The organism is Dokdonella fugitiva (genome assembly GCF_014138265.1).
GTDB lineage: Bacteria > Pseudomonadota > Gammaproteobacteria > Xanthomonadales > Rhodanobacteraceae > Dokdonella_A > Dokdonella_A fugitiva_A.
In genome coordinates, this window is the sequence record NZ_JACGXL010000002.1 from 698,682 (window position 1) to 721,669 (window position 22,988).

Annotated in this window: 23 protein-coding genes; 13 read left to right on the top strand and 10 right to left on the bottom strand. The window is 70.4% G+C overall.

The window, feature by feature from the left end; genetic code table 11:
- Positions 1 to 2 precede the first annotated feature (2 nt).
- The 5 genes from FHW12_RS09145 to FHW12_RS09160 all read left to right on the top strand — a co-directional run bounded on the left by FHW12_RS09145 (position 3) and on the right by FHW12_RS09160 (position 3,482).
- Positions 3 to 794 carry a rhomboid family intramembrane serine protease gene (locus tag FHW12_RS09145; RefSeq protein WP_182530693.1) on the top strand — a complete coding sequence of 264 codons (792 nt, stop codon included), beginning with the start codon at positions 3 to 5 and terminating at the stop codon, positions 792 to 794.
- A gap of 69 nt (positions 795 to 863) precedes the next feature.
- Entirely contained in the window at positions 864 to 1,757 is an 894-nt protein-coding gene (gene phhA / locus FHW12_RS09150; RefSeq protein WP_182530694.1) for a phenylalanine 4-monooxygenase, read from the top strand.
- Positions 1,757 to 2,158 (top strand): alpha/beta fold hydrolase, encoded by a 402-nt coding sequence (locus FHW12_RS21245; protein ID WP_259392942.1) that lies wholly within the window; start codon positions 1,757 to 1,759, stop codon positions 2,156 to 2,158. Before phhA ends, FHW12_RS21245 begins: the two co-directional genes overlap by 1 nt.
- Positions 2,113 to 2,784 carry an alpha/beta hydrolase gene (locus FHW12_RS09155; protein ID WP_343203829.1) on the top strand — a complete coding sequence of 224 codons (672 nt, stop codon included), beginning with the start codon at positions 2,113 to 2,115 and terminating at the stop codon, positions 2,782 to 2,784. The genes FHW12_RS21245 and FHW12_RS09155 overlap by 46 nt, the downstream gene beginning before the upstream one ends.
- Before the next feature lie 20 nt (positions 2,785 to 2,804).
- Positions 2,805 to 3,482 carry an ATPase gene (locus FHW12_RS09160; RefSeq protein ID WP_182530696.1) on the top strand — a complete coding sequence of 226 codons (678 nt, stop codon included), beginning with the start codon at positions 2,805 to 2,807 and terminating at the stop codon, positions 3,480 to 3,482.
- A 243-nt stretch (positions 3,483 to 3,725) separates the two neighbouring features.
- Here FHW12_RS09160 and FHW12_RS09165 read toward each other — a convergent pair whose 3' ends face one another.
- From FHW12_RS09165 to FHW12_RS09175, 3 genes are all read right to left on the bottom strand, one after another.
- Positions 3,726 to 5,465 carry a DUF885 domain-containing protein gene (locus FHW12_RS09165; protein WP_182530697.1) on the bottom strand — a complete coding sequence of 580 codons (1,740 nt, stop codon included), beginning with the start codon at positions 5,463 to 5,465 and terminating at the stop codon, positions 3,726 to 3,728.
- A 119-nt stretch (positions 5,466 to 5,584) separates the two neighbouring features.
- Complete coding sequence (locus FHW12_RS09170) at positions 5,585 to 6,262, bottom strand: hypothetical protein (protein ID WP_182530698.1); 678 nt, start codon at positions 6,260 to 6,262, stop codon at positions 5,585 to 5,587.
- Between the two features lie 134 nt (positions 6,263 to 6,396).
- A complete protein-coding gene (locus tag FHW12_RS09175) occupies positions 6,397 to 7,092 on the bottom strand; it encodes a helix-turn-helix transcriptional regulator (RefSeq protein WP_182530699.1) in 696 nt (231 codons plus the stop codon).
- A gap of 95 nt (positions 7,093 to 7,187) precedes the next feature.
- Here FHW12_RS09175 and FHW12_RS09180 point away from each other — a divergent pair, with 95 nt between their 5' ends.
- Positions 7,188 to 7,784 carry a hypothetical protein gene (locus tag FHW12_RS09180; RefSeq protein ID WP_182530700.1) on the top strand — a complete coding sequence of 199 codons (597 nt, stop codon included), beginning with the start codon at positions 7,188 to 7,190 and terminating at the stop codon, positions 7,782 to 7,784.
- Between the two features lie 31 nt (positions 7,785 to 7,815).
- Here the strand turns inward: FHW12_RS09180 and FHW12_RS09185 are convergent, their stop codons facing one another.
- The 4 genes from FHW12_RS09185 to FHW12_RS09200 all read right to left on the bottom strand — a co-directional run bounded on the left by FHW12_RS09185 (position 7,816) and on the right by FHW12_RS09200 (position 10,117).
- Entirely contained in the window at positions 7,816 to 8,220 is a 405-nt protein-coding gene (locus FHW12_RS09185) for a GFA family protein (RefSeq protein WP_182530701.1), read from the bottom strand.
- Between the two features lie 93 nt (positions 8,221 to 8,313).
- Positions 8,314 to 9,009, bottom strand: a complete 696-nt coding sequence (locus FHW12_RS09190; protein ID WP_220484379.1) for an NIPSNAP family protein — start codon at positions 9,007 to 9,009, stop codon at positions 8,314 to 8,316.
- A gap of 116 nt (positions 9,010 to 9,125) precedes the next feature.
- Complete coding sequence (locus FHW12_RS09195; RefSeq protein WP_220484380.1) at positions 9,126 to 9,746, bottom strand: hypothetical protein; 621 nt, start codon at positions 9,744 to 9,746, stop codon at positions 9,126 to 9,128.
- Positions 9,743 to 10,117 carry a VOC family protein gene (locus FHW12_RS09200; protein ID WP_182530703.1) on the bottom strand — a complete coding sequence of 125 codons (375 nt, stop codon included), beginning with the start codon at positions 10,115 to 10,117 and terminating at the stop codon, positions 9,743 to 9,745. The genes FHW12_RS09195 and FHW12_RS09200 overlap by 4 nt, the downstream gene beginning before the upstream one ends.
- A 181-nt stretch (positions 10,118 to 10,298) precedes the next feature.
- Between FHW12_RS09200 and FHW12_RS09205 the strand changes: the two genes are divergently transcribed.
- Positions 10,299 to 11,324 carry a class 1 fructose-bisphosphatase gene (locus FHW12_RS09205; protein WP_182530704.1) on the top strand — a complete coding sequence of 342 codons (1,026 nt, stop codon included), beginning with the start codon at positions 10,299 to 10,301 and terminating at the stop codon, positions 11,322 to 11,324.
- On the opposite strand, the gene FHW12_RS09210 is transcribed toward FHW12_RS09205, so the two are convergent.
- On the bottom strand, positions 11,290 to 11,466 hold the full coding sequence (locus FHW12_RS09210; protein WP_182530705.1) for a hypothetical protein: 177 nt from the start codon (positions 11,464 to 11,466) through the stop codon (positions 11,290 to 11,292). The two genes, FHW12_RS09205 and FHW12_RS09210, sit on opposite strands and share 35 nt — an antisense overlap.
- Between FHW12_RS09210 and FHW12_RS09215 the strand changes: the two genes are divergently transcribed.
- From FHW12_RS09215 to FHW12_RS09225, 3 genes are all read left to right on the top strand, one after another.
- Positions 11,465 to 12,256, top strand: coding sequence for a 2OG-Fe(II) oxygenase (locus FHW12_RS09215; RefSeq protein WP_259392943.1), 792 nt, complete (start codon positions 11,465 to 11,467; stop codon positions 12,254 to 12,256). The genes FHW12_RS09210 and FHW12_RS09215 overlap by 2 nt on opposite strands.
- Entirely contained in the window at positions 12,253 to 13,335 is a 1,083-nt protein-coding gene (locus tag FHW12_RS09220) for a saccharopine dehydrogenase family protein (protein ID WP_182530706.1), read from the top strand. The genes FHW12_RS09215 and FHW12_RS09220 overlap by 4 nt, the downstream gene beginning before the upstream one ends.
- A gap of 90 nt (positions 13,336 to 13,425) precedes the next feature.
- Positions 13,426 to 14,055 (top strand): TIGR00645 family protein, encoded by a 630-nt coding sequence (locus tag FHW12_RS09225; RefSeq protein ID WP_182530707.1) that lies wholly within the window; start codon positions 13,426 to 13,428, stop codon positions 14,053 to 14,055.
- Positions 14,056 to 14,304: 249 nt separating this feature from the next.
- On the opposite strand, the gene FHW12_RS09230 is transcribed toward FHW12_RS09225, so the two are convergent.
- The gene (locus FHW12_RS09230; protein ID WP_182530708.1) at positions 14,305 to 15,696 is read right to left on the bottom strand and encodes a hypothetical protein; all 1,392 of its coding nucleotides are present in this window, start codon (positions 15,694 to 15,696) and stop codon (positions 14,305 to 14,307) included.
- A 74-nt stretch (positions 15,697 to 15,770) separates the two neighbouring features.
- Here FHW12_RS09230 and FHW12_RS09235 point away from each other — a divergent pair, with 74 nt between their 5' ends.
- Both FHW12_RS09235 and FHW12_RS09240 read left to right on the top strand, forming a co-directional pair.
- Positions 15,771 to 18,035, top strand: coding sequence for a UvrD-helicase domain-containing protein (locus tag FHW12_RS09235; protein WP_182530709.1), 2,265 nt, complete (start codon positions 15,771 to 15,773; stop codon positions 18,033 to 18,035).
- A gap of 170 nt (positions 18,036 to 18,205) precedes the next feature.
- A complete protein-coding gene (locus tag FHW12_RS09240; protein ID WP_182530710.1) occupies positions 18,206 to 19,135 on the top strand; it encodes a hypothetical protein in 930 nt (309 codons plus the stop codon).
- A gap of 110 nt (positions 19,136 to 19,245) precedes the next feature.
- Here the strand turns inward: FHW12_RS09240 and FHW12_RS09245 are convergent, their stop codons facing one another.
- Complete coding sequence (locus tag FHW12_RS09245) at positions 19,246 to 19,845, bottom strand: DUF1579 domain-containing protein (protein WP_182530711.1); 600 nt, start codon at positions 19,843 to 19,845, stop codon at positions 19,246 to 19,248.
- Between the two features lie 197 nt (positions 19,846 to 20,042).
- Here FHW12_RS09245 and FHW12_RS09250 point away from each other — a divergent pair, with 197 nt between their 5' ends.
- Positions 20,043 to 22,946: a lamin tail domain-containing protein gene (locus FHW12_RS09250; RefSeq protein WP_182530712.1), complete on the top strand. Its 2,904-nt coding sequence runs from the start codon at positions 20,043 to 20,045 to the stop codon at positions 22,944 to 22,946.
- The last annotated feature ends 42 nt before the right edge of the window (positions 22,947 to 22,988 follow it).

A 22,988-nucleotide genomic window follows, 5' to 3' on the forward strand; every position in this document is an offset into this window, starting at 1 on the left:
CTATGGACATCGCCCGCCCCGTCCCCGAACCCACGACTGTCACGGTCGCGCAGGACCGCCTGCGCATCCGCTACGCGCTGTTCGGCGCGGGTGCGCTGCTGGCTGGGATATGGGTCGTCTGGCTCGCGGCCTGGCTGCTCCGCTGGCCGATCGACGATCTCGGCATCGTGCCGCGCCATGCCGCGGGGCTCGTCGGCATCCTCACCGCGCCGTTCGCGCACGCCTCGTTCGAGCACCTCATGTCGAACACGCTGCCGCTCGGCGTGCTGGCGACCCTGACCCTGTACGTCTACCCGCGCGCGACGCGGCTCGCGTTGCCGGCGATCTGGCTGCTCTCGGGCATCGGCGTGTGGCTGTTCGCGCGCGACTCCGCCCACGTCGGCGCGAGCGGCATCGTGCACGGGCTCATGCTGTTCCTGTTCGTGATCGGCCTGCTGCGCGGCGATCGCCTCGCGGTGGTCACGTCGCTCGTCGTGTTCTTCCTCTACGGCGGCATGCTGCTCTCGGTGCTGCCGCACGAGGAGCGGATCAGCTTCGAATACCACCTCGCCGGCGCGGTCGCCGGCCTGCTCGCCGCGATCGTGTTGCGCCGGCGCGACCCGGCACCCGCGCGCAAGCGCTACAGCTGGGAAACCGAGGCGGCCAACGACGCGGTCGACGACGAACTCGAGCTGCCGCGCGCGGCCGACGTGCCCGTGCTCTGGCAGCGCAGCGCGGGCGATGGCGGCCACGGCCGCGTGATCGCGTTCCGGCCACGCGCGGTACCGCCCGCGGACGAGCGCGGAAACGACTGAGCCCACGGCGCACGCGCGGCCGCTCGCGCCACGCGCTAAGCTGTCGCGCATGAACTCCGGATCCGCGCCATGAACTCCTCCGAACCGCGCCGCATCGAACACCAGCAGACCGACAAGGGCTACGTGCCGGTGTACACCACTGCGGTGGTCGAACAGCCGTGGGCGAGCTATTCACGCACCGACCATCGTACCTGGGCGACGCTGTTCGAGCGCCAGCGCGACCTGCTCAAGGGTCGCGCCTGCCGCGAGTTCATCGAGAACCAGGAGCGCTTCGGCATGTCGCCCGACGCGATCCCGCGCTTCGACGATCTCAACGAGGTGCTCGCGAAGGCGACCGGCTGGCAGCTCGTCGGCGTCGAGGGCCTGCTGCCCGAACTCGTGTTCTTCGACCACCTCGCGAACCGGCGCTTTCCGGTCACCTGGTGGATCCGCAAGCCCGAACAGCTCGACTACCTCGCCGAACCGGACCTGTTCCACGACCTGTTCGGTCACGTGCCGCTGCTGCTCGAACCGGTGTTTGCCGACTACATGCAGGCGTACGGCCGCGGCGGCGTCAAGGCGCACGGCATCGGCGCCGAGGCGCTCGTGAACCTCACGCGCCTGTACTGGTACACGGTCGAGTTCGGCCTGATCCGCCAGGACGGCGGCCTGCGCATCTACGGCTCGGGCATCGTCAGCTCGAAGGGCGAGTCGATCTACTGCCTCGAATCGCCGGCGCCGAACCGCATCGGCTTCGACCTGCGCCGCATCATGCGCACGCGCTACCGCATCGACACGTACCAGAAGACGTACTTCGTCATCGACAGCTTCGAGCAGCTCATGGACGCGACGCGGCCGGATTTCCGCCCGCTCTACGCCGAAATCGCCGCGCAGCCGTCGATCCCGGCCGGCGACGTGCAGGGCGGCGACCTCGTGCACCACCGCGGCAGCGGCGAAGGTTGGGCGACCGACGGCGACGTCTGATGCGTCGCGCGGCCGTCGCGCTGCTGCTCGCCGCCTGCACCGCGGGCGCGCACGCCGCACGCAGCAACGCGGTCGTCGACGATCCCGCGTACGCGCACCCGACGCGCCTCGTCGACGTCGGCGGCGGCCGCCGCCTCAACCTGCATTGCAGCGGCGACGGCACTCCGACCGTCGTGTTCGACGCCGGCCTCGCCAATTGGAGCCAGATCTGGGGCCTCGTGCAGCCGGTGGTCGCGCGCACGACGCGCGCGTGCTCCTACGACCGCGCCGGCCTCGGCTTCAGCGACGCGGCGACGCGCGCGGGCACGAGCGCGACATCGCCGACGACCTGCACCGCCTGCTGCACGCGGCGGGCATCGCGCCTCCGTACGTGCTGGTCGGGCATTCCTACGGCGGCATGAACGTGCGCATGTTCGCCAACCTGTACCGCGACGAGGTCGCCGGCCTCGTGCTCGACGATCCGTCGCACGAGGAGCACTTCCTGCGCGTCGCGCGCATCTATCCGGAGGTCCGCGCGATCGCCGCGGCCGAGCGCGCGCAAGGCGACCGCGACGCGCAGGCATGCATCGACGCCGCGCGCGCCGGCTTCGTGCCGGGCACGCGCGTGTTCGCGCAATGCGTGTCCGGCGGCAGCAACCCGCGCTATCTCGACGCGATCAGCGCGGTGTATGCGCGCCTGCAGACGCAACCGTCGTTCCTCGAGGCGCGGTTGTCGGAAGAGCAGGCGTTCGACGGCGACAGCGCGGCACAACTGCGCCTGTCGCGGCGCGGCTACGGCGACCTGCCGATGATCGTGCTCACGCGCGCACTGTCCGACCTGCCGCCGGGTCTGCCCGTCGACGAACAAGGCCTGCTCGTCTACTTCCTGCACGAGGATCTCGCTGGCCTGTCGCGCCGCGGCGTGCACCGGCTCGTGCCCGAGTCGAGCCACGACATCCACTTCGACCAGCCGCAGGCGGTCATCGGCGCGATCCTCGAGGTCGTCGCCGCGGCGCGGAACCCGGCGGGCGCACGCGCGGTCGATTGAACATCGCAAGGGAGACGTTCATGCGCCGGATACTCATCACCGTCCTCGCCGCCGCGGGCGTGCAGGCCGCGCACGCCGAGGTCAGGCAGGCCGTGCCGGACGGGTTCATGCTCGCGTACGCGGCGCCGGTCAAGGGCGACGCGAAGCATGCATGGGCGTCGCTCGTCGCCGTGCCGCACTGGTGGAGCCGCGAGCACACCTGGTCCGGCAAGGCCGAGAACCTGAGCCTGAAGGCCGAGGCGGACGGCTGCTTCTGCGAGCGCTGGAGCGGCGGCAGCGCTGCGCACGGGCGCGTCCTGATGGCGTTGCCGGAGCGCATGCTGCGCCTCGACACCGCGCTCGGCCCGTTGCAGGAACTCGCGCTCGAGGGCGTGCTCACGTTCTGGATCCGCACGGCCGACGACGGCTCGACCCGGCTCGAACTCGAGTACCTCGTCAACGGCGCGTCGACGAGCGGCCTCGACGAGATCGCGCCGAAGGTCGACGACGTGCTCGGCGAACAGTTCGCGCGCCTCGTGCGCTGGATCGACAACGCCGATCCCGAACCACCGCCACCTCCGCCGCCGTCGGCGGCGGATGCCGCCGCCGCCGCGCGAAGCCGCAGCGCGATCCTCGAGGAATGGAAGCAGCACGCGCTCGAGGAGCAGGCGAAGAAGGATGCCGCAGCGAAACCACCGGCCAAGGAACCCAAGCGCTGACGGACGTCCTCGGACGCGTCGAGGTGCTGCTCGGAAAGCGAAGCAAAAGACTGAACCACGAAGCACACGAAGCACACGAAGGAAAGCAACAACGATTGAAACACGGAGCACACGGAGGAAAAGCGTTCAAGTCAAAAAGCTCTTCTCGTCCTTGCTTTCTCCGTGTGCTCCGTGTGCTCCGTGTTTCAAGCTTTTCCCTGCTTCTGCTTTCCTTCGTGTTTCAAGCTTCCGCTCTTCGGCCCGTCACGACTTCGCCGCAGCCTTGCGCGAGGCGATCCACGCATCGATGCGCTGGTCGAGCAGCGGCAGCGGCACCGAGCCCTCGGAGAGGATCGCGTCGTGGAACGCGCGCAGGTCGAACTTGTCGCCGAGCGCCTTCTCCGCGCGCGCGCGCAGCTCGACGATGCGGATCTCGCCGAGCTTGTAGCTGAGCGCCTGGCCCGGCCAGGAGATGTAGCGGTCGACCTCGGTCTCGACCTCGTGCCGGCTCAGCGCCGTGTGCGAGGCGAGGTAGTCGATCGCCTGCGCGCGCGTCCAGCCCTTGTGGTGGATGCCGGTGTCGATGACGAGGCGCGCGGCGCGCCACATCTCGTAGGTTTCGCGGCCGAATTCCTCGTACGGCGTGTGGTAGATGCCCATCTCCTTGCCGAGCTTCTCGCAGTACAGCGCCCAGCCTTCGCCGTAGGCGGAGATGTAGTTCTTGCTGCGGAACTCCGGTTGCTGCTTCTGTTCCTCGGCGAGCGCGCCTTGCAGCGAATGGCCGGGCGAGGACTCGTGCAGGGTCAGCGCGGGCAGGTTGTAGAGCGGGCGTGACGGCAGGTCGTAGGTATTGACCCAATAGGTCTGCGCGCTGCCGCGACCGGCGGTCCAGAACGGCGCGATCGACGCCGGCACCGGTTCGATGCCGAAGCGACCGCGCGGCAGAGTGCCGATGTAGCGACCGATCTTCGCGTCGACCTGCTTGGCGATCCACGCCGCGCGCATGAGCAGCTCGTCCGGCGTCTTCGCGTAGAACTGCGGATCCTTGCGCAGGAACTCGAGGAACGCGGCGAAGTCGCCCTTGAAGCCGCTCGCCCTCATCGTCGCCTGCATGTCCGCGTCGATGCGCTCGACTTCCTTGAGGCCGATCGCATGGATCGCCTCGGGGTCGAGGTCGAGCGTCGTGTACTCGCGGATCTGCTGCAGGTAATAGGCCTTGCCGTCGGGCAGCGCCTCCGCCGCGAGCGTGTCGCGCGCGTGCGGCACGTAGTCCTTGCGGAAGAACGCGAGCAGCTTCGCGTACGCGGGGATCACGTGTTCGCGGATCGCGCGCGTCGCGTCCTTGCGCAGCGCGGCCTGCTGCTCGGCGGGGATCGTCGACGGCAGCGTCTTCAGCGGCGCGTAGAACTCGCTTTCCTCGGGCGACTTCGCCTCGGCATAGCTCGCGATCGACACGTCGCGGCCGTCGAGCACCGCGCGCGGCACGCTGAAGCCGCGCTCGAGGCCGGCGCGCATGTTCGCGACCTGCTCGTCGAAATAGCGCGGCACGTCGTCGAGCTTGGCGATGTAGTTGCGCACCGCCTGCGCGTCGCCGAGCGGGCGACGCGTCATGAAGCCGAGATCGGACCAGAATTGCGAGTCGCTGTTGAACGGCATCTCGTAGCCGTGGAAGCGCACGTCCGCGGCGAGGTTCTCGACCTGTGGCCGGTACACGGCGAGGTTGACCTGGTTCTCCGCCGACAGCTCGCCGCTCGGGATCGCGGCGAGCTGCTTGAGCACATCGTCCCAGTAGGCGAGGCGCTTCGCCTGCGTCGCGGCGCCGACCGCAGGCAGGTGGTTGTCCTTCGGATCGGCCTGCTTGTCCTCGTCGTCGAGCCCGCCGAACTGCTGCTGGCGCCAGGTCCATTCCTTCGTGTAGAGCGCCTTGAAGCGGTCGTCGGCGCTTTCGGCGTGGGCGAGCGTCGCGAGGCTCGCGCAGAGCAGAAACAGGGCGGTGCGTGACATGGTGGGTCCCGGTCGGCGAAAAACGCATCTTCGCATCCCGCCGGGCCGATGGAAGTGCCCGGAAGTCATCCGGCAGCGGCCCGTGGGGCCGCTGCCGCCGACCGACGCCGGTACCTTACTTACTGCAGGCAGGTATTGCCCTGGTGATAGGTGTGCGCGACCGCGATGATCGCGGGCGTCGTGCTGCCGGGGCACGTGACCGTGGCGGTGCCGAACGAGTCGCAGGCGGTGCTGCCTTGCGAGGCCGCCGCCGAGGCGGAAGCCGTCGTCGTGCCGTGGGTCGTCGACGACTGCTGGCTCGTCACGTTGTCGTCGTTGTCGTAGGTGCCGGCGAAGGCATAGTTCGTCGTGTTGTACGCGCCATTGCTGTTGGTCGCGGTACCGGACGCGTTGACGCCGGAGTGCGACGTCGCGTTCACCGTGAGCGGCGTGCCCGTACCGCCGCATGAGCCATAACGGTACTCGTCCTTCGGCACCGGCTTGGCCATGTCCGCGATGAGGCCGTCGAGGAAGCCGATCCGGCCGGTCGGCGCGTGCGAGGTGGCGCCGCCGCGACCCGCCAGCTTCGCGCGAAGCGCGACGAGCTTGGCGAGCAATGCCTTGCGTCCGGCGGCGTTGGTCGCGACGTAGGATTCGCCGGCGCCGCCGACGTTCGCGTACAGGCCGTCGGCGAGCTGCGTCATGCCGTCCTCGACGACGAGCGCGTCCTCGAACGAGCGCTGCGGCGCGTCCTGGGCGGTTGCGGCGGTTGCCGCGGCGGCGAAGGCGAGAGCGAGCAGGGTTACATGGGATTTCATGGCAATCTCCTGGATGAGGGCGGGTGCGGCGCCGTGGCCGGCGTCGAGCACACCGAAGCTGCGGGCCGTTCACGCCCGCCCAGGGAATACGCGCACTATGTGGAAATGTCGGGCCACGGGTGGCCCGGTCGCGATCAGGAATCGCGATCGGCGTCGCCGCCGACGACCCGCAGATACGCCGCCAGCCCGCGCGCGTCGGTTTCGACGAAGGTCTCGCCGGTCGGCTCGAACGTGACGATGCGGTCCGGGCGGAACGTGCGGAAATCCACGCGCAGGCGGCACCAGCTGCCGAGCGTCCACACGCCGCCCCAGAACGCGAGGCAGAGCGGTTCGACTTCGCGCATCGAGATGCGACCCGCTTCGTCGCGATAGTCCAGGCGCAGCACGTGCTGCGCGGCGATCGCCGCATGCAGGCGGTCGATGAGACCGGTGCGCGCCTCGTTCCAGCCCGCGGGCGCGAAGATGCGAGAACGCATCGCGCGCTGCTTGAGCTCGGGCGGCAACACCGCCTCGATCTTCAGCAGCGCCGCCTGCGCGCCGCGGTGCAGGCGCGCGCCCGCGAACGCCTTGACGAAGCGCGTGCCGACGACGAGGGCCTCGAGTTCTTCGGCGCTGAACATCAGCGGCGGAATGTCCGCGCCCTTGCGCAGCACGTAGCCGACGCCGGCTTCGCCTTCGATCGGCACGCCGGACAGCTGCAGGTCGGCGACGTCGCGGTAGACCGTGCGCAGCGAGACGCCGAGCGTCTCGGCGAGCCCGCGCGCGGCGAGCGCGGTGCGCCGTCCGCGCAGGGCATGGATGATGAGGAACAGGCGATCGGCGCGGCGCATCCGACGATCATGTCGCCGAGGCGGCATCCAGGTAAAGCGCGCGTCGCGACAGCCGCGCGTATCATGCGCCGGTCCGCTGCAACGGGAGTCCGAGCATGGCGTCGTCCCTGCCCACGGCCGAACTCGCGCCGGTCTACCTGCATGTGCGCGTGCTGCTCGGCATGATCGTCGGCCTCGGCCTCACCCACCTGTTGCGCCAGTTCGCGCGCATCGTCGAGCACCCGCGCGACAAGCGCGTCTACTGGGTGCACCTGCTGTGGGTGCTGTCGGTGTTCCTGTTCCTGCTGCACTTCTGGTGGTGGGAGTTCCGCCTCGCGTCGATCGGCCAGTGGACGTTCAACCTGTTCCTGTTCGTCTCGCTGTACGCGCTGCTGCTGTACCTGCTGTGCGTGTTCATCCTGCCTGAAAGCCTGCACGACTACGCCGACTACCGCGACTACTACTATTCGCGCCGGCGCTGGTTCTTCGGCGCGCTCGCCGCGGTCTACCTGGTCGACTACATCGACACCCTGCTCAAGGGCGCCGACTACCTGCACGCGTTCGGCGCCGAGTACCCGGCGCGCAACATCGTGCACGTGCTCGCCTGCGCGGTCGCGATCGTGACGCGCCGCGCGTGGTTCCATGCGACGTTCGTGCTGCTCGCCGTGCTCTACCAGCTGTCGTGGATCGCGCGCCAGTTCGAGGTCATCTGAACGTCGGGGCGCGCGAGCCATCGTCGCCGCCTCAGAGGTGCCGCGTCTCGGCCGGCGGGTTCCACCAGTTGTTGGCGCGGCCGTCGAAATAGCGTACCGGCGCCTCGGCGAGTTCGGCCGGGTCGACGTCGTCGAGGCAGGCGATTTTCACCGAGACGTAGTCGCCGCCGATCTCCTCGATGTGGCCGCGCCCGAACGGGCGCACGCCGCAGTGGCGGCAGAACAGGTGGTGGTTGCTGTGCGTGCCGAACGTGTAGTCCGCGAGCGCATCCTCGCCCGCGAGCAGGCGGAACGCTTCGGGCTTGATCGTGATGCCCCAGTTGCGCGTCTTCGTGCAGATCGAGCAGTTGCAGCGGCCGGTGCCTTCGGCGAGATCGAGATCGGCTTCGAAGCGCACCGCGCCGCAATGACAGCTGCCGTGATAGGTCTTCATCATGTCGTGGTCCTCAGGGAATGGATGTCGCCGGCGCATCATCGCGCGCCGCGTGGTGCGAGCGAAACCGTTTGAGCGTGCGCGCTGCGCGGCGGCTCATCGCAGCAGCGACCGTGCGGTCGCAGCGAGGCGCAACGTCTGCAGTGGCACCGGCGCGATCGCCGCGAGTGCGTCGCGATGGCGGCGCCAGTGCGCGTCGTCGTCGAACGCGGCGAAGCAGGCGAGCACATGTTCGTTCTCGCGCACCGGCAGCGCCGGGAACGTATTCGGCGCATGCTCGCTGACGAAGCTCGCGAGCGGCGCCGCATCGGCGTCGGCGATCCACGCGGCGACGTCGCGCTCGAGCCGCGCGGCGACGTCGGCGTCGCCGCGCGGCACCGACCACAGCAGCGCGACGACGAGGCGCGCGCGCGTTGCCGGCGCATCCACCGGCGTGCGCGTCGCGCCGTCGAGCGCGAAGCCGCCGTCGGCGCGCAGCGGTCGCAGCAGCAGCACGTTGTCCGAATCGATCATCGTCGCGTTGGCGGCGTCACGATGCGCCTTCCATACCGGGCCGCCGTAGAACGCGCCGAGCGCGGCCGCGCGCGCGTCCATGCCGGCGAATCCGCGCAGCCAGACGAAGCGGTCGGTGTCGTCGAGGTCGCGGAACTGGCCGAACAGGCGCATGCCGCATGCTTCCTGCGTTTCGACGAACTCGCGCTCGAACAGCTCGACGAGATCGTCGCGCCGGCCCGGGTGCAGGGTGTACTGGCGCAGTTCGACGACCGGCCACGGGGTGCTTGCTGGGGTCACGCGCGGGACTCCTCGAGGGTGGTGTTCACGCCAGCCGCCGGCGAAGGCGGGGCGCGGGCGGTATGCGGCAAGCGCGTGTTCGACGCGGTGGCGTGCGTCGGTGGCAGCGAGCCCGCTCATGTGGCGTTCCGTTCGAACTCCATGATCCAGTTGGTTTCCCAGCGCTCGCCGTCGTCGGTCGAGAACGCCTGCTCCCAGCGCGCGCGGTCGGCCGAAAGGACCGTCCAGAGGAAGCGCGCGAGCACGGGTATGCCCGCATGCACGTCGCGGCCGTAGAACGTGCCGACGCCACCGTCGAAGCGGCCGCGCACCGGCGGTTGCAGCTGCACGCTGCGGTTGTCGACCCAGTAGATGCTCCACTCGCGCGCGCGCGGGTCGAACAGGCGGATCGTCATGCCGATGAAGCGGTTCGCACCGAAGGCGTCGGTGACGAGCTCGTCCTCGTTGCCGAAGCCGCCGAGGATCGGTCGGCACACCTGCACGCCGTCGAACGATTCCCACTCGGTGCAGCCGACGAGGCGCTCGCGCAGCCGGCGGTTGTGCACGAGCCAGCGGCCGTGCAGGAAATCGAAGTCGTGCGGGGGTTCGGGCAGTGCCTGCGGCGACATGGCGGGGCTCCGGTGACCGACCGCGCGCGCTGGCGCGCGCAGGTCGGACAGGGTGTAGAGGGCGGCGATGCCGAGCGCGCCGAGCATCGCGTCGCGCGCGGGACCGGCCACGATCGGCGCGGCGTTCATTGCGGCGAGAACAGGCCGACGCGGTTGCCTTCGCTGTCGCGGATCTGCGCGAAGAAGCCGATGCCGTCGGGCAGTTCGGTGCGCGGCACGAACACTTCGCCGCCGAGGTCGGCGACGCGCGCGAGCACGGGGCGGATGTCGTCGAGGCTGAGGTAGACGATGCTGCCCTGGATCGACGGTTCGCACTGCTGCATGTGGATCAGCGCGCCGGTCGCGTTCGGCTTGTCGCCGCGCGGGAATACCGCCATCGCCGGGCCGCCGAACTGCTGGCGCTGCAGGGTCGTGTCGAGCGCGGCCTCGTAGAAGCGCTGGGCGCGGTCGAGGTCGCGGGTCGGGATCTCGAACCAGGCGGGGACGTTCGGGTTAAGCATGTCGATCTCCTTGGCGGGGCCGGTCGTCGGCGTGGCGCTACGATGCCGCCCTGCCACTGCCAACGTGGTGTCAGCAGGCGTATCCCCGCCGCCGTGCCTGCGCGCGTATGGGGGGCCTTTCTCGACGCCCCGGGAGTCCGGACAATGCGCGTCCCGACCCGCCCTCCGGAGCCGCCCCGCCATGAAGTCGATTTCGCTGACCCAGTTCCTCATCGAGCAGCAACGCGAGGGTCGCATCAACGCCGACCTGCGCCTGCTCATCGAGGTGGTCGCGCGCGCGTGCAAGCGCATCTCGATCGCGGTCGGCAAGGGCGCGCTCGGCGGCGTGCTCGGCAGCGCGGGCACGGAGAACGTACAGGGCGAGACGCAGAAGAAGCTCGACGTGCTGTCGAACGAGATCCTGCTCGAGGCGAATGCCTGGGGCGGCCACCTCGCCGCGCTCGCGTCGGAGGAGATGGACGATCCGCACCCGATCCCCGACCGCTACCCGAAGGGCGAATACCTGCTGGTGTTCGACCCGCTCGACGGTTCGTCGAACATCGACGTCAACATCTCGGTCGGCACGATCTTCTCGGTGCTGCGTTGCCCCGAGGGCGTGAAGGAACCCGACGAGAAGGCGTTCCTGCAGCCGGGCACGCAGCAGGTCGCGGCCGGGTACGCGGTGTACGGTTCGAGCACGGTGCTCGTGCTCACGCTCGGCGACGGCGTCTACCAGTTCACGCTCGATCGCGAGCAGGGCAACTTCCCGCTCACCCACGCGAAGATGCGCATCCCCGAAGACACTTCGGAATTCGCGATCAACATGTCGAACATGCGCCATTGGGAGCCGCCGATGCGGCGCTACATCGACGAACTGCTCGCCGGCAAGACCGGCCCCCGCGGGCGCGACTTCAACATGCGCTGGGTCGCCTCGATGGTCGCCGACGTGCACCGCATCCTGACCCGCGGCGGCATCTTCATCTATCCGCGCGACCTCAAGGATCCCGGCAAGCCGGGCAAGCTGCGCCTCATGTACGAGGCGAACCCGATGGCGTTCATCGTCGAGCAGGCCGGCGGCGCGGCGACGACCGGGCGCGAGCGCATCCTCGCCATCGCGCCCGCGCAACTGCACCAGCGCGTGCCGGTGTTCCTCGGTTCGAAGAACGAAGTGGAGCGCGTGACCGCCTACCACCTCACGCCGGCGGATCGCGCCGACGCGTATGCGTGACCGCGCCGAGGATGCAGGCGCCGAGCAGGATCACCGCGCCGGTGCCGATCCATTGCGATGGCACATGGACGAGCCAGGCCGCGTAGGCGAGGCCGCCGATGAGCACGATCGCGCCGATGAGATAGAGTCCGAACGATGACATGGCCAACTCCCTCGAGCGGATGCTGCGCGCATCGTCCGACGCGCCAGCTGAACGCCCCATCACCGTGGCGGCCGCGAGCATGAACGACTTCATCGAGGTGTACGACGGCGCGCTCGACGCGAAGGTCTGCGCCGAACTCATCGCCGCGTTCGAGGCGAGCGACAAGGTCGTGCGTGGACGCACGACCGGCGGCGTCAACACGCGCCTCAAGGATTCCTGGGACCTGCACCTGAGCAGCCACCCGGAATGGAAGAACGCCGAGAACATGCTGAACGGCGCGATGCTGCAGGGCCTCGTCGCCTACCTGCGCAAGTACAGCCACCTCGCGCTCGCGCCGACCGCGCTGTATCGCAAGCCGGCGGGCAGCGAGGAGATGCAGATGCTCGGCGTCGACGACGTGCGCGCGATGCCGGACGCCGAGCTCAAGCAGCTTATCGTCCGCCTGTTCCGCCCCGGCGGCATCAACATCCAGCGCTACTACGCCGACCAGGGCGGCTATCCGTACTGGCACAGCGAGATCGCGCCGAAGGTCGAGACCGACGACAACCTGCACCGCGTGCTGCTCTGGACGATCTACCTCAACGACGGATTCGGCGAGGGCGAGACCGAATTCCTGTTCCAGCAGCGGCGCATCGAACCGAAGACGGGCGCGTTGCTGATCGCGCCGGCCGGTTTCACCCACACCCACCGCGGCAACATGCCCAAGGGCGGCGACAAGTACATCGCGACGTCGTGGGTGCTGTTCCAGCGCGCGCAGCAGTTGTACGCGACGCCGGACGCGCCGAAATGAGCGCGGACCTGCAACGCATGCTCGTCTATGGCGCGAACGGCTACACCGGCGCGCTGATCGCCGAGGAAGCCGTGCGGCGCGGCCTCGCGCCCGTGCTCGCCGGCCGCAATCGCGGCGAGGTCGAGGCACTCGCGCAACGGCTCGGGCTGCGCTCGCGCGTGTTCGGCCTCGACGACGCCGGCGCGGCCGCGCGCGGCCTCGACGACGTCGACGTGCTGCTCAACTGCGCCGGACCGTTCTCGCGCACGGCCGCACCGCTGCTCGACGCGTGCCTCGAACGGCGCGTGCACTACCTCGACATCACCGGCGAGATCGACGTGTTCGCCCACTGCCATCGCGCCGATGCGCGCGCCCGCGAGCGCGGCATCGTCGTCGCGCCCGGCGTCGGCTTCGACGTCGTGCCGACCGACGGCGTCGCCGCACTGCTCAAGCGCGCGCTGCCCGACGCGAACGCGCTCGTGCTCGCGTTCGAGGCGGGCGGCGGCACCAGCCCCGGCACCGCGAAGACGAGCGTCGAAGGGCTCGCGCGCGGCGGTCGCGCGCGCGTCGGCGGCGAACTCGTCGACGTACCGCTGGCGTGGAAGACGCGCACGTTCGTGCGCGAAGGCGTCGAACGCAGCGCGACGACGATCCCGTGGGGTGACCTCTATACCGCGTACGTGTCGACCGGCATTCCGGACATCGAGGTCTATCTGGCGATGCCGCCACGCGCGATCCGCTCGCTGCGCCGCCTGCGCCTGCTGCGCCCGCTGCTGCGGTTCGCGCCGCTGCGCGCCTGGCTCGAAGCGCGCGCAGGGGCGCGGCCGGGCCCCGATGCGGAGCGGCGCGCGACGACGCAGTGCTGGATCTGGGGCGAGGCGCGCAACGCGGCCGGCGCGGTCGAGCGCATGCAGCTGGTCACGCCGAACGGCTACGCGCTGACCGTGACCTGTGCGCTCGACATCGCCGCGCAGGTGATCGCGCGCGCGCCCGCGGGCGGCTATCGCACGCCGTCGCAGCTGATGGGCGCAGGCTACGTGCTCGGCGTGCCGGGCGTGCGCGTCGCGGCAAGTTCGTTCGATCTTTCCGCCACGGGCTGATCGGGTCCGCCGCGCTGCGACCCTGCGCGGATGCGCGATGCGGCCGTTTTGCGGTAGCGTGCAACGTCCTCCGATCCCGCCGGACCCCGCATGACCCAACCCAAGTCCCCGCTGTCGCCGTTGCCCTCGCTGATCTTCTCCGCGCGCTGGCTGCAGCTGCCGCTCTACCTCGGCCTCATCGTCGCCCAGGGCGTCTACGTCGTGCTGTTCGTGAAGGAGCTCTGGCACCTCATGCACGACGCGTTCCGCCTCAGCGAGCAAGCGATCATGCTGATCGTGCTCGGCCTCATCGACGTCGTCATGATCTCGAACTTGCTCATCATGGTCATCGTCGGCGGCTACGAGACGTTCGTCTCGCGCCTGCGCCTGGAAGACCACCCCGACCAGCCCGAGTGGCTCAGCCACGTCAACGCGTCGGTGCTGAAGGTCAAGCTCGCGATGGCGATCATCGGCATCAGCTCGATCCACCTGCTGAAGAGCTTCATCGAGGCCGGCGCGATCGGCGGCGGCCTGCCGTTCTGCACGCCCGACCTGCTCGCGCAGGCGACGGCGGAGATCGCCACCGGCGCCGGCCGCGGCTGCACCATGGTCACCTCGAGCGGCGTGATGTGGCAGACGATCATCCACTGCGTCTTCATCGCCTCGGCGATCGGCATCGCCTGGACCGACCGCCTCATGTCCGCGATCAACGGCTCGCGCGAGCGCGCGGAGGCGCACTGAAGCAGTGCCTTTCAGAAGCTGAAAAAACGGAAACACGAACGACACGAAGGAAGGCAATGCAGGACTGAAACACGCCGGCGCGGAATCGAGCGGCAGCCGCGTCGGCTGCGGGGCGCGCGGGAAGCAGGATCAATGGACTGAAACACGGAGCACACGGAGGAAGAGCCGTTAAATGAAAAGCTCTTCTCGCCTAGCCTTCTCCGTGATCCGTGTTTCAAGCTTTCCCTGATCCTGCTTGTCCTTCGTGTTTCAGTCTTTCGCTTCGCTCCGATCTTTCACCTCGGTCGCACGCATGATCGCGGCTCGGACGGCGGCGTCGGCGGGGGCGTCGAGGGCTGGCACGTCCGGGAATCGCGTGAGCGTGCGGTACTCGCGCCAGCGGCGTGCGAAGACGTCGGTGGCGAGCAGCGTGTCGAGGCGTTCGACGAACGCCTGCGGCGTCCAGTCGCGCGTCGGTGCGAGGCAGCAGGCGTCGAAGCGGCGCAGCGCTTCGTCGACGCCGAGGCGGCCGCCGCTCGTGCGGCGCAGTTCGAGGTCGACGGCGAGCCAGTACGCGGTGCCGCTCCAGTAAACGCGCGTGTAGCCGTGCTCGTTCTCCATGTCGAGCGACGCGTGCTCGAGCGTCGACGCGCCGTCGCGCGGCGTCGCCGCGCGGCCGCGCGCGAAGCCGTCGGCGAGTTCGGCCCACGCCTGCGCGGGCGTGAGCAGGCCCGCGCGGGCGCGCAGCACGTTCTGCAGGTAGGTCGCGAGGCCTTCGGCGAGCCAGGCGCCGCGCGCGCCGAGGTGCGGGTGGAACAGGTGCGACAACTCGTGCACGGCGATCCAGTCGCGCTCGAACGCGCGTGCGTCGCGCGAGGGATCGACGAACAGGCTGAGGCCGTTGCCCTGGCCGCGCGTCGACTGGCCGAACACGACCGCGTCGCGCTGCGCGCCCACGGGGATCACGAGTACCTGCACGTCGGCGAGCGGCAGGCGACCGTAGGCGGTCGTCGCCGCGTCGCTGACGCGGCCGAGCCAGGCGAGCAGGCGCGCACGCTGCGCGGCGTCGGGCGTGCCGCCGATCGCGACGTGCAGGCGCCCGCCCGGGCGTTCGATCGTGGTTTCGGACAGGTGGCCGATCGCGACGCGCGCGAGCCAGTCTTCCGGCGTGTGCACGATGCGGTAGCGCCGCGTCGCGTCGGGCGACGGCAGCGGCGTCCACGGCGTGGACAGGGCGATCCCCGCCGGCAGGTCGACGCGCGCCTCGGCCGCGGCGACGTCGGGCGCCGCGAGCAGCCAGCCGCCCGGGTCGGTGATCGTCTCGCTCGCGCGCAGCGGGCTGCGTCGCGCGTTCGCATCGGCGATGCGGCCGAGGTCGGCGCGCCAGCGCAGGCATTCGCCCGCGCGCCAGTCGCGCGCGCTCCAGCCGTCGCCGTCGCGCTGCAGTGGCAGCCCGCTCGAACGCGCGAGGGCGTCGACGTGCTCCGGTGCGGAGCCGTCGCCGGCGAAACGCTGCAGCGGTGCGGCGCGGTCGAGGCAGAGCGAGACCTGCATCGTGCGCGCATCGGCGTCGTAGTGCAGCACGTACTGCGCGGGCTCGGCCGCGGCGGCGAGGCCCGCGACGGCGGGCAGCAGGGCGCACAGGGTCGCGATCCGCTTCATGGTGCAGATGATCGCCGCATCGCGCGGTTCCTTGCATCGGCCGATCGGCTCGGCTCGACGTTACAATCGCACGGATGGACGTGTCACACCTGCTCGACGGACTCAACGAGGCGCAACGCGAGGCGGTCACCGCACCGCCGGGTCACTATCTCGTGCTCGCCGGCGCCGGGTCCGGCAAGACGCGCGTGCTCACGCACCGGATCGGCTGGCTGCTGCAGGTCGAGCGCGTATCGCCGTGGTCGGTGCTCGCGGTCACGTTCACGAACAAGGCCGCCGGCGAGATGCGCGCGCGCACCGAGAGCCTCATCGAGGGCGACGGCCGCGGCCTCACGATCGGCACCTTCCACGGCATCGCGCACCGCCTGCTGCGCCGCCATTGGCGCGAGGCGAAGCTGCCCGAGACGTTCCAGATCCTCGACGCCGACGACCAGCTGCGCATGGTCAAGCGCACGATGCAGGGCATGGGCCTCGATGAGGCGCGCTTCCCGCCGCGCCAGGCGTGCTGGTTCATCAACGGCGCGAAGGACGAGGGCAAGCGGCCCGACGCGCTCGATCCCGGCTTCAACCCGGTCAACCGCGTGCTCGTCGACGTCTACCGCGCCTACGAGGACGCGTGCCGGCGCGCCGGCGTGGTCGACTTCGCCGAGCTGCTGCTGCGCGCGCACGAACTGTGGCTGCAGAACGACGAGCTGCTGCGCCACTACCGCGAGCGCTTCCGCCACCTGCTCATCGACGAGTTCCAGGACACCAACACGCTGCAGTACGCCTGGGTGCGCGTGCTCGCCGGTTCGACCGCGCAGGTGTTCGTGGTCGGCGACGACGACCAGGCGATCTACGGCTGGCGCGGCGCGCGCGTGGAGAACGTGCAGCACTTCCTGCGCGACTTCCCGAGCGCGCGCACGATCCGCCTCGAGCAGAACTACCGTTCGACCGGCAACATCCTCGCCGCCGCGAACGCGGTGATCGCGCACAACCCCGACCGCCTCGGCAAGCAGCTGTGGACCGCGGGCGACGACGGCTCGCCGATCGAACTGTACGCGGCGTACAACGAGCAGGACGAGGCGCGCTACGTGGTCGAGCGCATCCGCGAGGGCCTGCGCGGCGACGCGCGGCCGTCCGACCACGCGATCCTGTACCGTTCGAACGCGCAGTCGCGCACGTTCGAAGAACAGCTCATCCAGCACGACATCGCCTACCGCGTGTACGGTGGCCTGCGCTATTTCGACCGCGCCGAAGTCAAGGACGCGCTCGCCTACCTGCGCCTCGTCGCCAACCGCCACGACGATGCCGCGTTCGAACGCGCGGTCAACACGCCGCCGCGCGGCATCGGCGACCGCACGCTCGACAGCCTGCGCCAGCGTGCCCGGCGCGACACGCTCTCGCTGTGGGAGTCCGCGCTCGCCGAGCTCGGCAGCGACGCGCTCGCCGGCCGCGCGAAGAACGCGCTGCGCGGCTTCCTGCAGCTGATCGAGCAGCTCGCGCGCGACTGCCTGGCGCCGGCGCGCGACTTCGCGCTCGCGGGCGCGCGCCTGCTCGACGCGGGCGCACCGACCGAAGCGATGGTCGGCGACGCCGAACCGGTCGACGCGGACGAACCGCTCGCGCTGTCCGAACAGGTCGAGCACGCGCTCGCGCGCTCGGGCCTGCGCGAGTTCTACGAGAAGGACAGCCGCGGCAGCGCCGAATCGCGCACCGAGAACCTCGACGAGCTCGTCAACGTCGCGGCGCGCTTCCGGCGCACGCCCGAGGACCTCGAGGCAGGCCTGTCCGAACTCGCCGCCTTCCTCTCCCACGCCGCGCTCGAGGCGGGCGAAGGGCAGGGCGAGGCGTGGCAGGACTGCGTGCAGCTGATGACCCTCCACTCGGCCAAGGGCCTGGAGTTCCCGCAGGTGTTCCTCGTCGGCCTCGAGGACGGCCTGTTCCCGAGCCAGAAGTCGACCGAGGAGCCGGGGCGCCTCGAAGAGGAACGCCGGCTCGCCTACGTCGGCATCACGCGTGCGCGCGAGCGGCTCGTGCTCACCTACGCCGAATCGCGTCGCCTGCACGGCGTCGAGTCGTATGCGCGACCGTCGCGCTTCCTCACCGAGATCCCGGCCGAACTCGTGCACGAGGTGCGACCGAAGGTGCAGGTCAGCCGACCCGCGTTCTCCGCCCGTGCGGTCGCGCAGGACTCCGCGGTGCCGTTCAAGCTCGGCCAGGGCGTGCGCCATGCGAGTTTCGGCGAAGGTGTCGTGCTCTCCTACGAAGGTGCCGGCGCGCACACGCTGGTCGAGGTGAACTTCGCGGGCGTCGGGCGCAAGCGGCTCGTGCTCGCCTACGCGAACCTGTCCGCGCTGTAGGGCGAATGTCGGATCGCGAAGGGTGGGTCGAGCCGCGCAGCGGGGCGTCCCGCCGTCGCCCGGTCCGACGCCAGCGTACCGTCGGCGCATTCGGGGCGTACCGCCCTGCGGGATGCGGTCGCAAGCCACCTCGGCGACAATCGCCCGTCCTCCCCTGGAGAGGTTCGTTCATGCAGCGTCAGACCGTGCTCGTCGTCGTCGCCGTCGTCGCTGCCGGGGCGACCGCGCTGTGGCTGTGGCCGCTGCGCCCGGCCTCGTCGCCGCCGGCCGCGGCTGCGCCCGCGCCCGTGATCGCCGCGCCATCCGCACCCGCCGCGGCACCGGCTGCCCCGGCGCGCGCTGTGCCGCCGCGCGCTGCGCCGCCGCCGGCGGTCGAGGCGCCGCCGGCCGCGGTCGAAGCGGCGAAACCCGCGCCGCCGCCGGTCGCCGCGCCGAAGCCGGAAACGGCGGTCGCGCCGCCGACGCCCGATGACGCCGCGCCGCCGTCGACCGGTGACGTCGCCGCGCCGATTCCCGCCGAAGGCGACGTAGCGGGCGCCACGGATGGAACACTCGAAACGGACGCTGGCGAAGCCGAACCGACACCAGCGATCGACGAGGACCATGCGATCGACCTGTTCGCCGAACGCATGGCCGCGCTCGAACAGGGCGGTGACGACGAAGCGGACCGCAGCGACGCCAGCCAGCAGAAGGCTTTCGACGGGCGCGGCGATGGCGGCGAGGACGCGGCGACGCGCACGCGCGAACTGCGCGGACACCTGCAGGCGTGGACCGCCGGCTTGTCGCCGGATCACCCGCACGCCGTGCTGCTCGCAGCCGTCGAGTGCCGCGACGGCGGTTGCCGCGTGCTCGTCGCCGAAGGTGGCGTCGACATGTCCGGGCAGGCGGAAAGCGCAGGCAACGCTGCCGTCAATTCACTGCAGGAGTCGTTCCTCGCGTTGCGCTCGGCCGACTGGTGGCAGCAGCTCCAGCTCGGCGAAGCGAGCCTGTCGATGCACGCGGCCGATCCGGCGGTCGCGCCAGGCTATGTGCTGTGGACGATCTACATCGACGTCGTCGGCGCGGACGGTGGCGACGCGGCAGCCTCGCCGGCTGCTTGAGCTGCGGGCGGGCCTGGGCCCGCCCGCGTTCCGTGCAGTCGTTCGCCGCGCAAGGTGGGTCCCGGCCCGCCGTTTTCCGATCTGCGGCGATCGGCGGGCCAGGGTCCGCCCTACTGCTTGCTGTATTCGATCTGCATCGTCTTGCCTTCCTTGCCCTTGTGCGTCTCGTACCACTCGAACGTGTAGTGCGTCGGGTCGACGATGTGCACGACCGCGCGCACCGCGACCTTCGTCTTCGGCGCCATCGGGTCGTCCATCGAGCCGTGGTAGGTGTAGCTGTTGCTCGCCTTGTCGTAGCTGCCGTACGACAGCCAGAAGCCGGTCGACATGCTGTCGTACCACGTGCTGAAGAACTTGCCGCCGAGATTGTCGTAGCCCATCACGCCGCGGCCACTGAACGGCTGTCCCATCATGTCGCCGTCGAACTTCGTCTCGATGTAGCGCCCGCCGAACGTCGCTTCGCTGTGCGACTTGCCCTGGCTCTCCTGCGGCGGCGCCTTCGGGTCCATCCACATCGTGTTCTTCGTCTTCCAGTCGCCGACGAAATACTCGAGCTGCTTGTGTTCGGCGCGCACCGCGCCCATGCGCTCGAACGCATCGGCCATTTCCTGTTGTTCCTTGCTCATCTTCGGCTGCGCGGCGTCTTCCGCGCCGGCCGGCCCCACGACTGCGAACGCGAACGCGAACATTGCGAAGTGCTTCGTCTTCATGGTCTACCCCAGGTTGTGCCAGCGGATGGCGCGGCCATCCTAGTCCTGCGCGATGACGGGCGCGAGCACCTCGCATCCGGGGGCGCGTTGCTGCGCCGCACCCGTCGTTCGGCTTCGCTCTTACCTCCGACGACCTGTCACGCCGCGGTCACCGCGCCGGCCGAGACTGCGCGGCTTCGCCTCCACGGGTCCCGCTCATGGCCGTCCGTTCCACGCACGTCGCGACGCTGCTCGCCGCGCTGCTGTCCTTCGTCGCCGTCCCGGCCATCGCGCAGATGCGCATCACCGAATACATGTACTCCGGCGGCAACGGCGAGTTCGTCGAATTCACCAATGTCGGCGCGACGCCGGTCGACATGAGCGGCTGGAGCTTCGACGACAGCAGCGAAGTCGCCGGCAGCCAGGACCTGTCCGCCTACGGCGTCGTGCAGCCGGGCGAATCGGTGATCCTCGCGGACGCCGGCGTCACCGCCGCCGCGTTCCGCAGTGCGTGGTCGCTGTGCGACGCGGTCAAGGTGATCGGCGGCAACACCAACAACCTCGGCCGCGATGACGAGATCAACCTCTACGATGCGAGCCATGCGCTCGTCGACCGCCTCACCTACGGCGACGACACCGCGCTCGGCGGCCCGCGCACGAACGGCGCGAGCGCATGGCCGAATGCGGCCGGCCTCGGCGCGAACCTCGTCGCCGACTGGACCCTGTCGACCGTCGGCGACGGCGAAGGATCGGTCGCTTCGACCGGCGGTGACATCGGCAGCCCGGGACGCAGCACGCGCGCGAGCGTGCCGTTCGTCGCCTGCCCGGTCGGCATCATGCGCATCAGCGAGTACATGTACGGCGGCGCGAACGGCGAGTTCGTCGAGTTCACCAACATCGGCAATGGCCCCGTCGACATGGCCGGCTGGAGCTTCGACGACAGCAGCGAAGTCGCCGGCAGCCAAGACCTGTCCGCCTACGGCGTCGTGCAGCCGGGCGAATCGGTCGTGTTCACCGAAGCGGCCGCCGCGACGTTCCGCGGCGCGTGGGGGCTGTGCGACGCGGCCAAGGTGATCGGCGGCAACACCAACAACCTCGGCCGCGACGACGAGATCAACCTCTACGACGCGAGCCACGCACTCGTCGACCGCCTCGCCTACGGCGACGACACCGCGCTCGGCGGTCCGCGCGCGAACGGCGCGAGCGCGTGGCCGAATGCCGCCGGCCTCGGCGCGAACCTCATCACCGACTGGACGTTGTCGACGCCCGGCGACGCCGAAGGCTCGCTCGCTTCGACCGGCGGCGACGTCGGCAGCCCGGGACGCAGCACGCGCACGACGGTCGCGTTCGACAGTTGCGCGAGCGCGCAACTGCCGACCATCGCGATCGACCCCGGCGCGACGTCGCCGTACCTCGATCTCGCCGATGGCGGCGGCGCGGTCGGCGCGGTCGTCGACGATCCGACCGGCCCGGCCGCGACCGCAGGCATCGGCTTCACGTTCGCGCTGCCCGGCGGCGGCGATCCGGCGAACCTGTCGATCACGGTCGCGAGCAGCAACCCGGCGGTCGTCGACGCGAGCGGCCTCTTGCTCGACGGCAGCGGCGCGACGCGCCACCTGCGTATCGTCCCGCACGGCGTCGGCTACGCGACCGTCACGATCGGCGCGACCGACGCGCAGGACCGCACCGGCACGTATGCGATCGCGTACGCCGCATCGGCACCCGCAGCGACGCCCGCCGCGACGCGCTTCCACACCGGCGCGAGCGACGCGTCGGCGACGATCGCGCTCGACGACGACACGATGCTCGTCGCCGACGACGAGACGAACGTGCTGCGCGTGTACCACCGCGCGCATTCGGGCCTGCCGTTCGGCGGCTACGACCCGAGCGCGCAGCTCGCGCTCGGCGATCCGGAGAATCCGGAGCTCGACCTCGAAGGCGCGTTCCGCCTCGGTGCGCGCAGCTACTGGACCGGTTCCTTCAGCAACTCGAAGAACTTCCACGTGCGCCCGAACCGCCATCGCGTATTCGCGATCGACCTCGCCGGTGCCGGCGTCGCGACGACGTTCGCCTATGCCGGCCGCTACGACTGGCTGCTCGAGGACCTCGTCGCCTGGGACGCGGCCGACGGCCACGGCCTCGGCGCGAACGCGCTCGGCTTCGCCGCGAGCAGCGCGGAAGGCGTCGACTCGAAGACGCCCGCGGGCTTCAACATCGAAGGCCTCGCGCTCGCGCCGGACGGCAGTACCGCCTACCTCGCGTTCCGCGCGCCGCTGCTGCCGACGACGCAGCGCCGCGAGGCGCTGCTCGTGCCGGTGCGCGACTTCGACGCGCTCGTCACCGGCGCCGCACCCGGCTCGCACGCGCAGGGCTCGGCCGTGTTCGGCACGCCGATCCTGTTCGATCTCGGCGGTCGCGGCATCCGCAGCATCGACCGCAACGCGGCCGGGCAGTACCTCATCATCGCCGGCCCGCCCGGCGACGCGACCGGCATCGCGCCGGCGGACTTCCGCCTCTACGCGTGGACCGGCCAGCCGCAGGACGCGCCGTTCGATCTCGGCCTGGACATGACCGCGCTCGACATTGCCGGCGGCAGCTTCGAATCGATCGCCGGCGTGCCCGAGCAGCTCGGCGCAGGCAGCGTCCTGCAGCTCCTGTTCGACAACGGCGACAGCGTGTTCTACGCCGACGGCGTGCTCGCCAAGGACCTCGCCGAGCCACGCTGGAAGAAGGCGGCGAGCCTGCGCGTCCGCGTCGACGTGGTGTTCCCGGCCGCGGCGCTCGCGGTCACCGGCGGCACGCCGCAGGCGACGCCGGTCGGCACGCCGTTCGCCGATCCCCTCGCGCTGCGCGTCGTCGACGCGTACGGCCATCCGGTCGCCGGCGTGACCGTCGTGTTCGTGGCGCCGAGCGATGGCGCGAGCGCGGTGCTGTCGTCGACGAGCGCGCTCACCGACGCCGACGGGCGCGCGAGCGTCGACGCGACCGCCGACGCGGTGCAGGGCGACTACGCGGTCGACGCCCACGTCGCCGGCGTCGCCGGCAGCGTGTCGTTCGCGCTCCACAACGGCATCGACGAAACCGACGTGATCTTCCGCGACGGCTTCGACGCGGCGCCGTGACGAAGCACGGCGTCGCGCCGGCAGCTGCCGGCGCGACGTTCG

Excerpts from the sequence above, each read along its gene's own strand:
- FHW12_RS09145 (WP_182530693.1), top strand. The coding sequence starts at position 3 with ATGGACATCGCCCGCCCCGTCCCCGAACCCACGACTGTCACGGTCGCG.
- phhA (WP_182530694.1), top strand. The coding sequence starts at position 864 with ATGAACTCCTCCGAACCGCGCCGCATCGAACACCAGCAGACCGACAAG.
- FHW12_RS21245 (WP_259392942.1), top strand. The coding sequence starts at position 1,757 with ATGCGTCGCGCGGCCGTCGCGCTGCTGCTCGCCGCCTGCACCGCGGGC.
- FHW12_RS09160 (WP_182530696.1), top strand. The coding sequence starts at position 2,805 with ATGCGCCGGATACTCATCACCGTCCTCGCCGCCGCGGGCGTGCAGGCC.
- FHW12_RS09165 (WP_182530697.1), bottom strand. The coding sequence starts at position 5,465 with ATGTCACGCACCGCCCTGTTTCTGCTCTGCGCGAGCCTCGCGACGCTC.
- FHW12_RS09170 (WP_182530698.1), bottom strand. The coding sequence starts at position 6,262 with ATGAAATCCCATGTAACCCTGCTCGCTCTCGCCTTCGCCGCCGCGGCA.
- FHW12_RS09175 (WP_182530699.1), bottom strand. The coding sequence starts at position 7,092 with ATGCGCCGCGCCGATCGCCTGTTCCTCATCATCCATGCCCTGCGCGGA.
- FHW12_RS09180 (WP_182530700.1), top strand. The coding sequence starts at position 7,188 with ATGGCGTCGTCCCTGCCCACGGCCGAACTCGCGCCGGTCTACCTGCAT.
- FHW12_RS09185 (WP_182530701.1), bottom strand. The coding sequence starts at position 8,220 with ATGATGAAGACCTATCACGGCAGCTGTCATTGCGGCGCGGTGCGCTTC.
- FHW12_RS09195 (WP_220484380.1), bottom strand. The coding sequence starts at position 9,746 with ATGAACGCCGCGCCGATCGTGGCCGGTCCCGCGCGCGACGCGATGCTC.
- FHW12_RS09200 (WP_182530703.1), bottom strand. The coding sequence starts at position 10,117 with ATGCTTAACCCGAACGTCCCCGCCTGGTTCGAGATCCCGACCCGCGAC.
- FHW12_RS09205 (WP_182530704.1), top strand. The coding sequence starts at position 10,299 with ATGAAGTCGATTTCGCTGACCCAGTTCCTCATCGAGCAGCAACGCGAG.
- FHW12_RS09215 (WP_259392943.1), top strand. The coding sequence starts at position 11,465 with ATGGCCAACTCCCTCGAGCGGATGCTGCGCGCATCGTCCGACGCGCCA.
- FHW12_RS09210 (WP_182530705.1), bottom strand. The coding sequence starts at position 11,466 with ATGTCATCGTTCGGACTCTATCTCATCGGCGCGATCGTGCTCATCGGC.
- FHW12_RS09220 (WP_182530706.1), top strand. The coding sequence starts at position 12,253 with ATGAGCGCGGACCTGCAACGCATGCTCGTCTATGGCGCGAACGGCTAC.
- FHW12_RS09225 (WP_182530707.1), top strand. The coding sequence starts at position 13,426 with ATGACCCAACCCAAGTCCCCGCTGTCGCCGTTGCCCTCGCTGATCTTC.
- FHW12_RS09230 (WP_182530708.1), bottom strand. The coding sequence starts at position 15,696 with ATGAAGCGGATCGCGACCCTGTGCGCCCTGCTGCCCGCCGTCGCGGGC.
- FHW12_RS09235 (WP_182530709.1), top strand. The coding sequence starts at position 15,771 with ATGGACGTGTCACACCTGCTCGACGGACTCAACGAGGCGCAACGCGAG.
- FHW12_RS09240 (WP_182530710.1), top strand. The coding sequence starts at position 18,206 with ATGCAGCGTCAGACCGTGCTCGTCGTCGTCGCCGTCGTCGCTGCCGGG.
- FHW12_RS09245 (WP_182530711.1), bottom strand. The coding sequence starts at position 19,845 with ATGAAGACGAAGCACTTCGCAATGTTCGCGTTCGCGTTCGCAGTCGTG.
- FHW12_RS09250 (WP_182530712.1), top strand. The coding sequence starts at position 20,043 with ATGGCCGTCCGTTCCACGCACGTCGCGACGCTGCTCGCCGCGCTGCTG.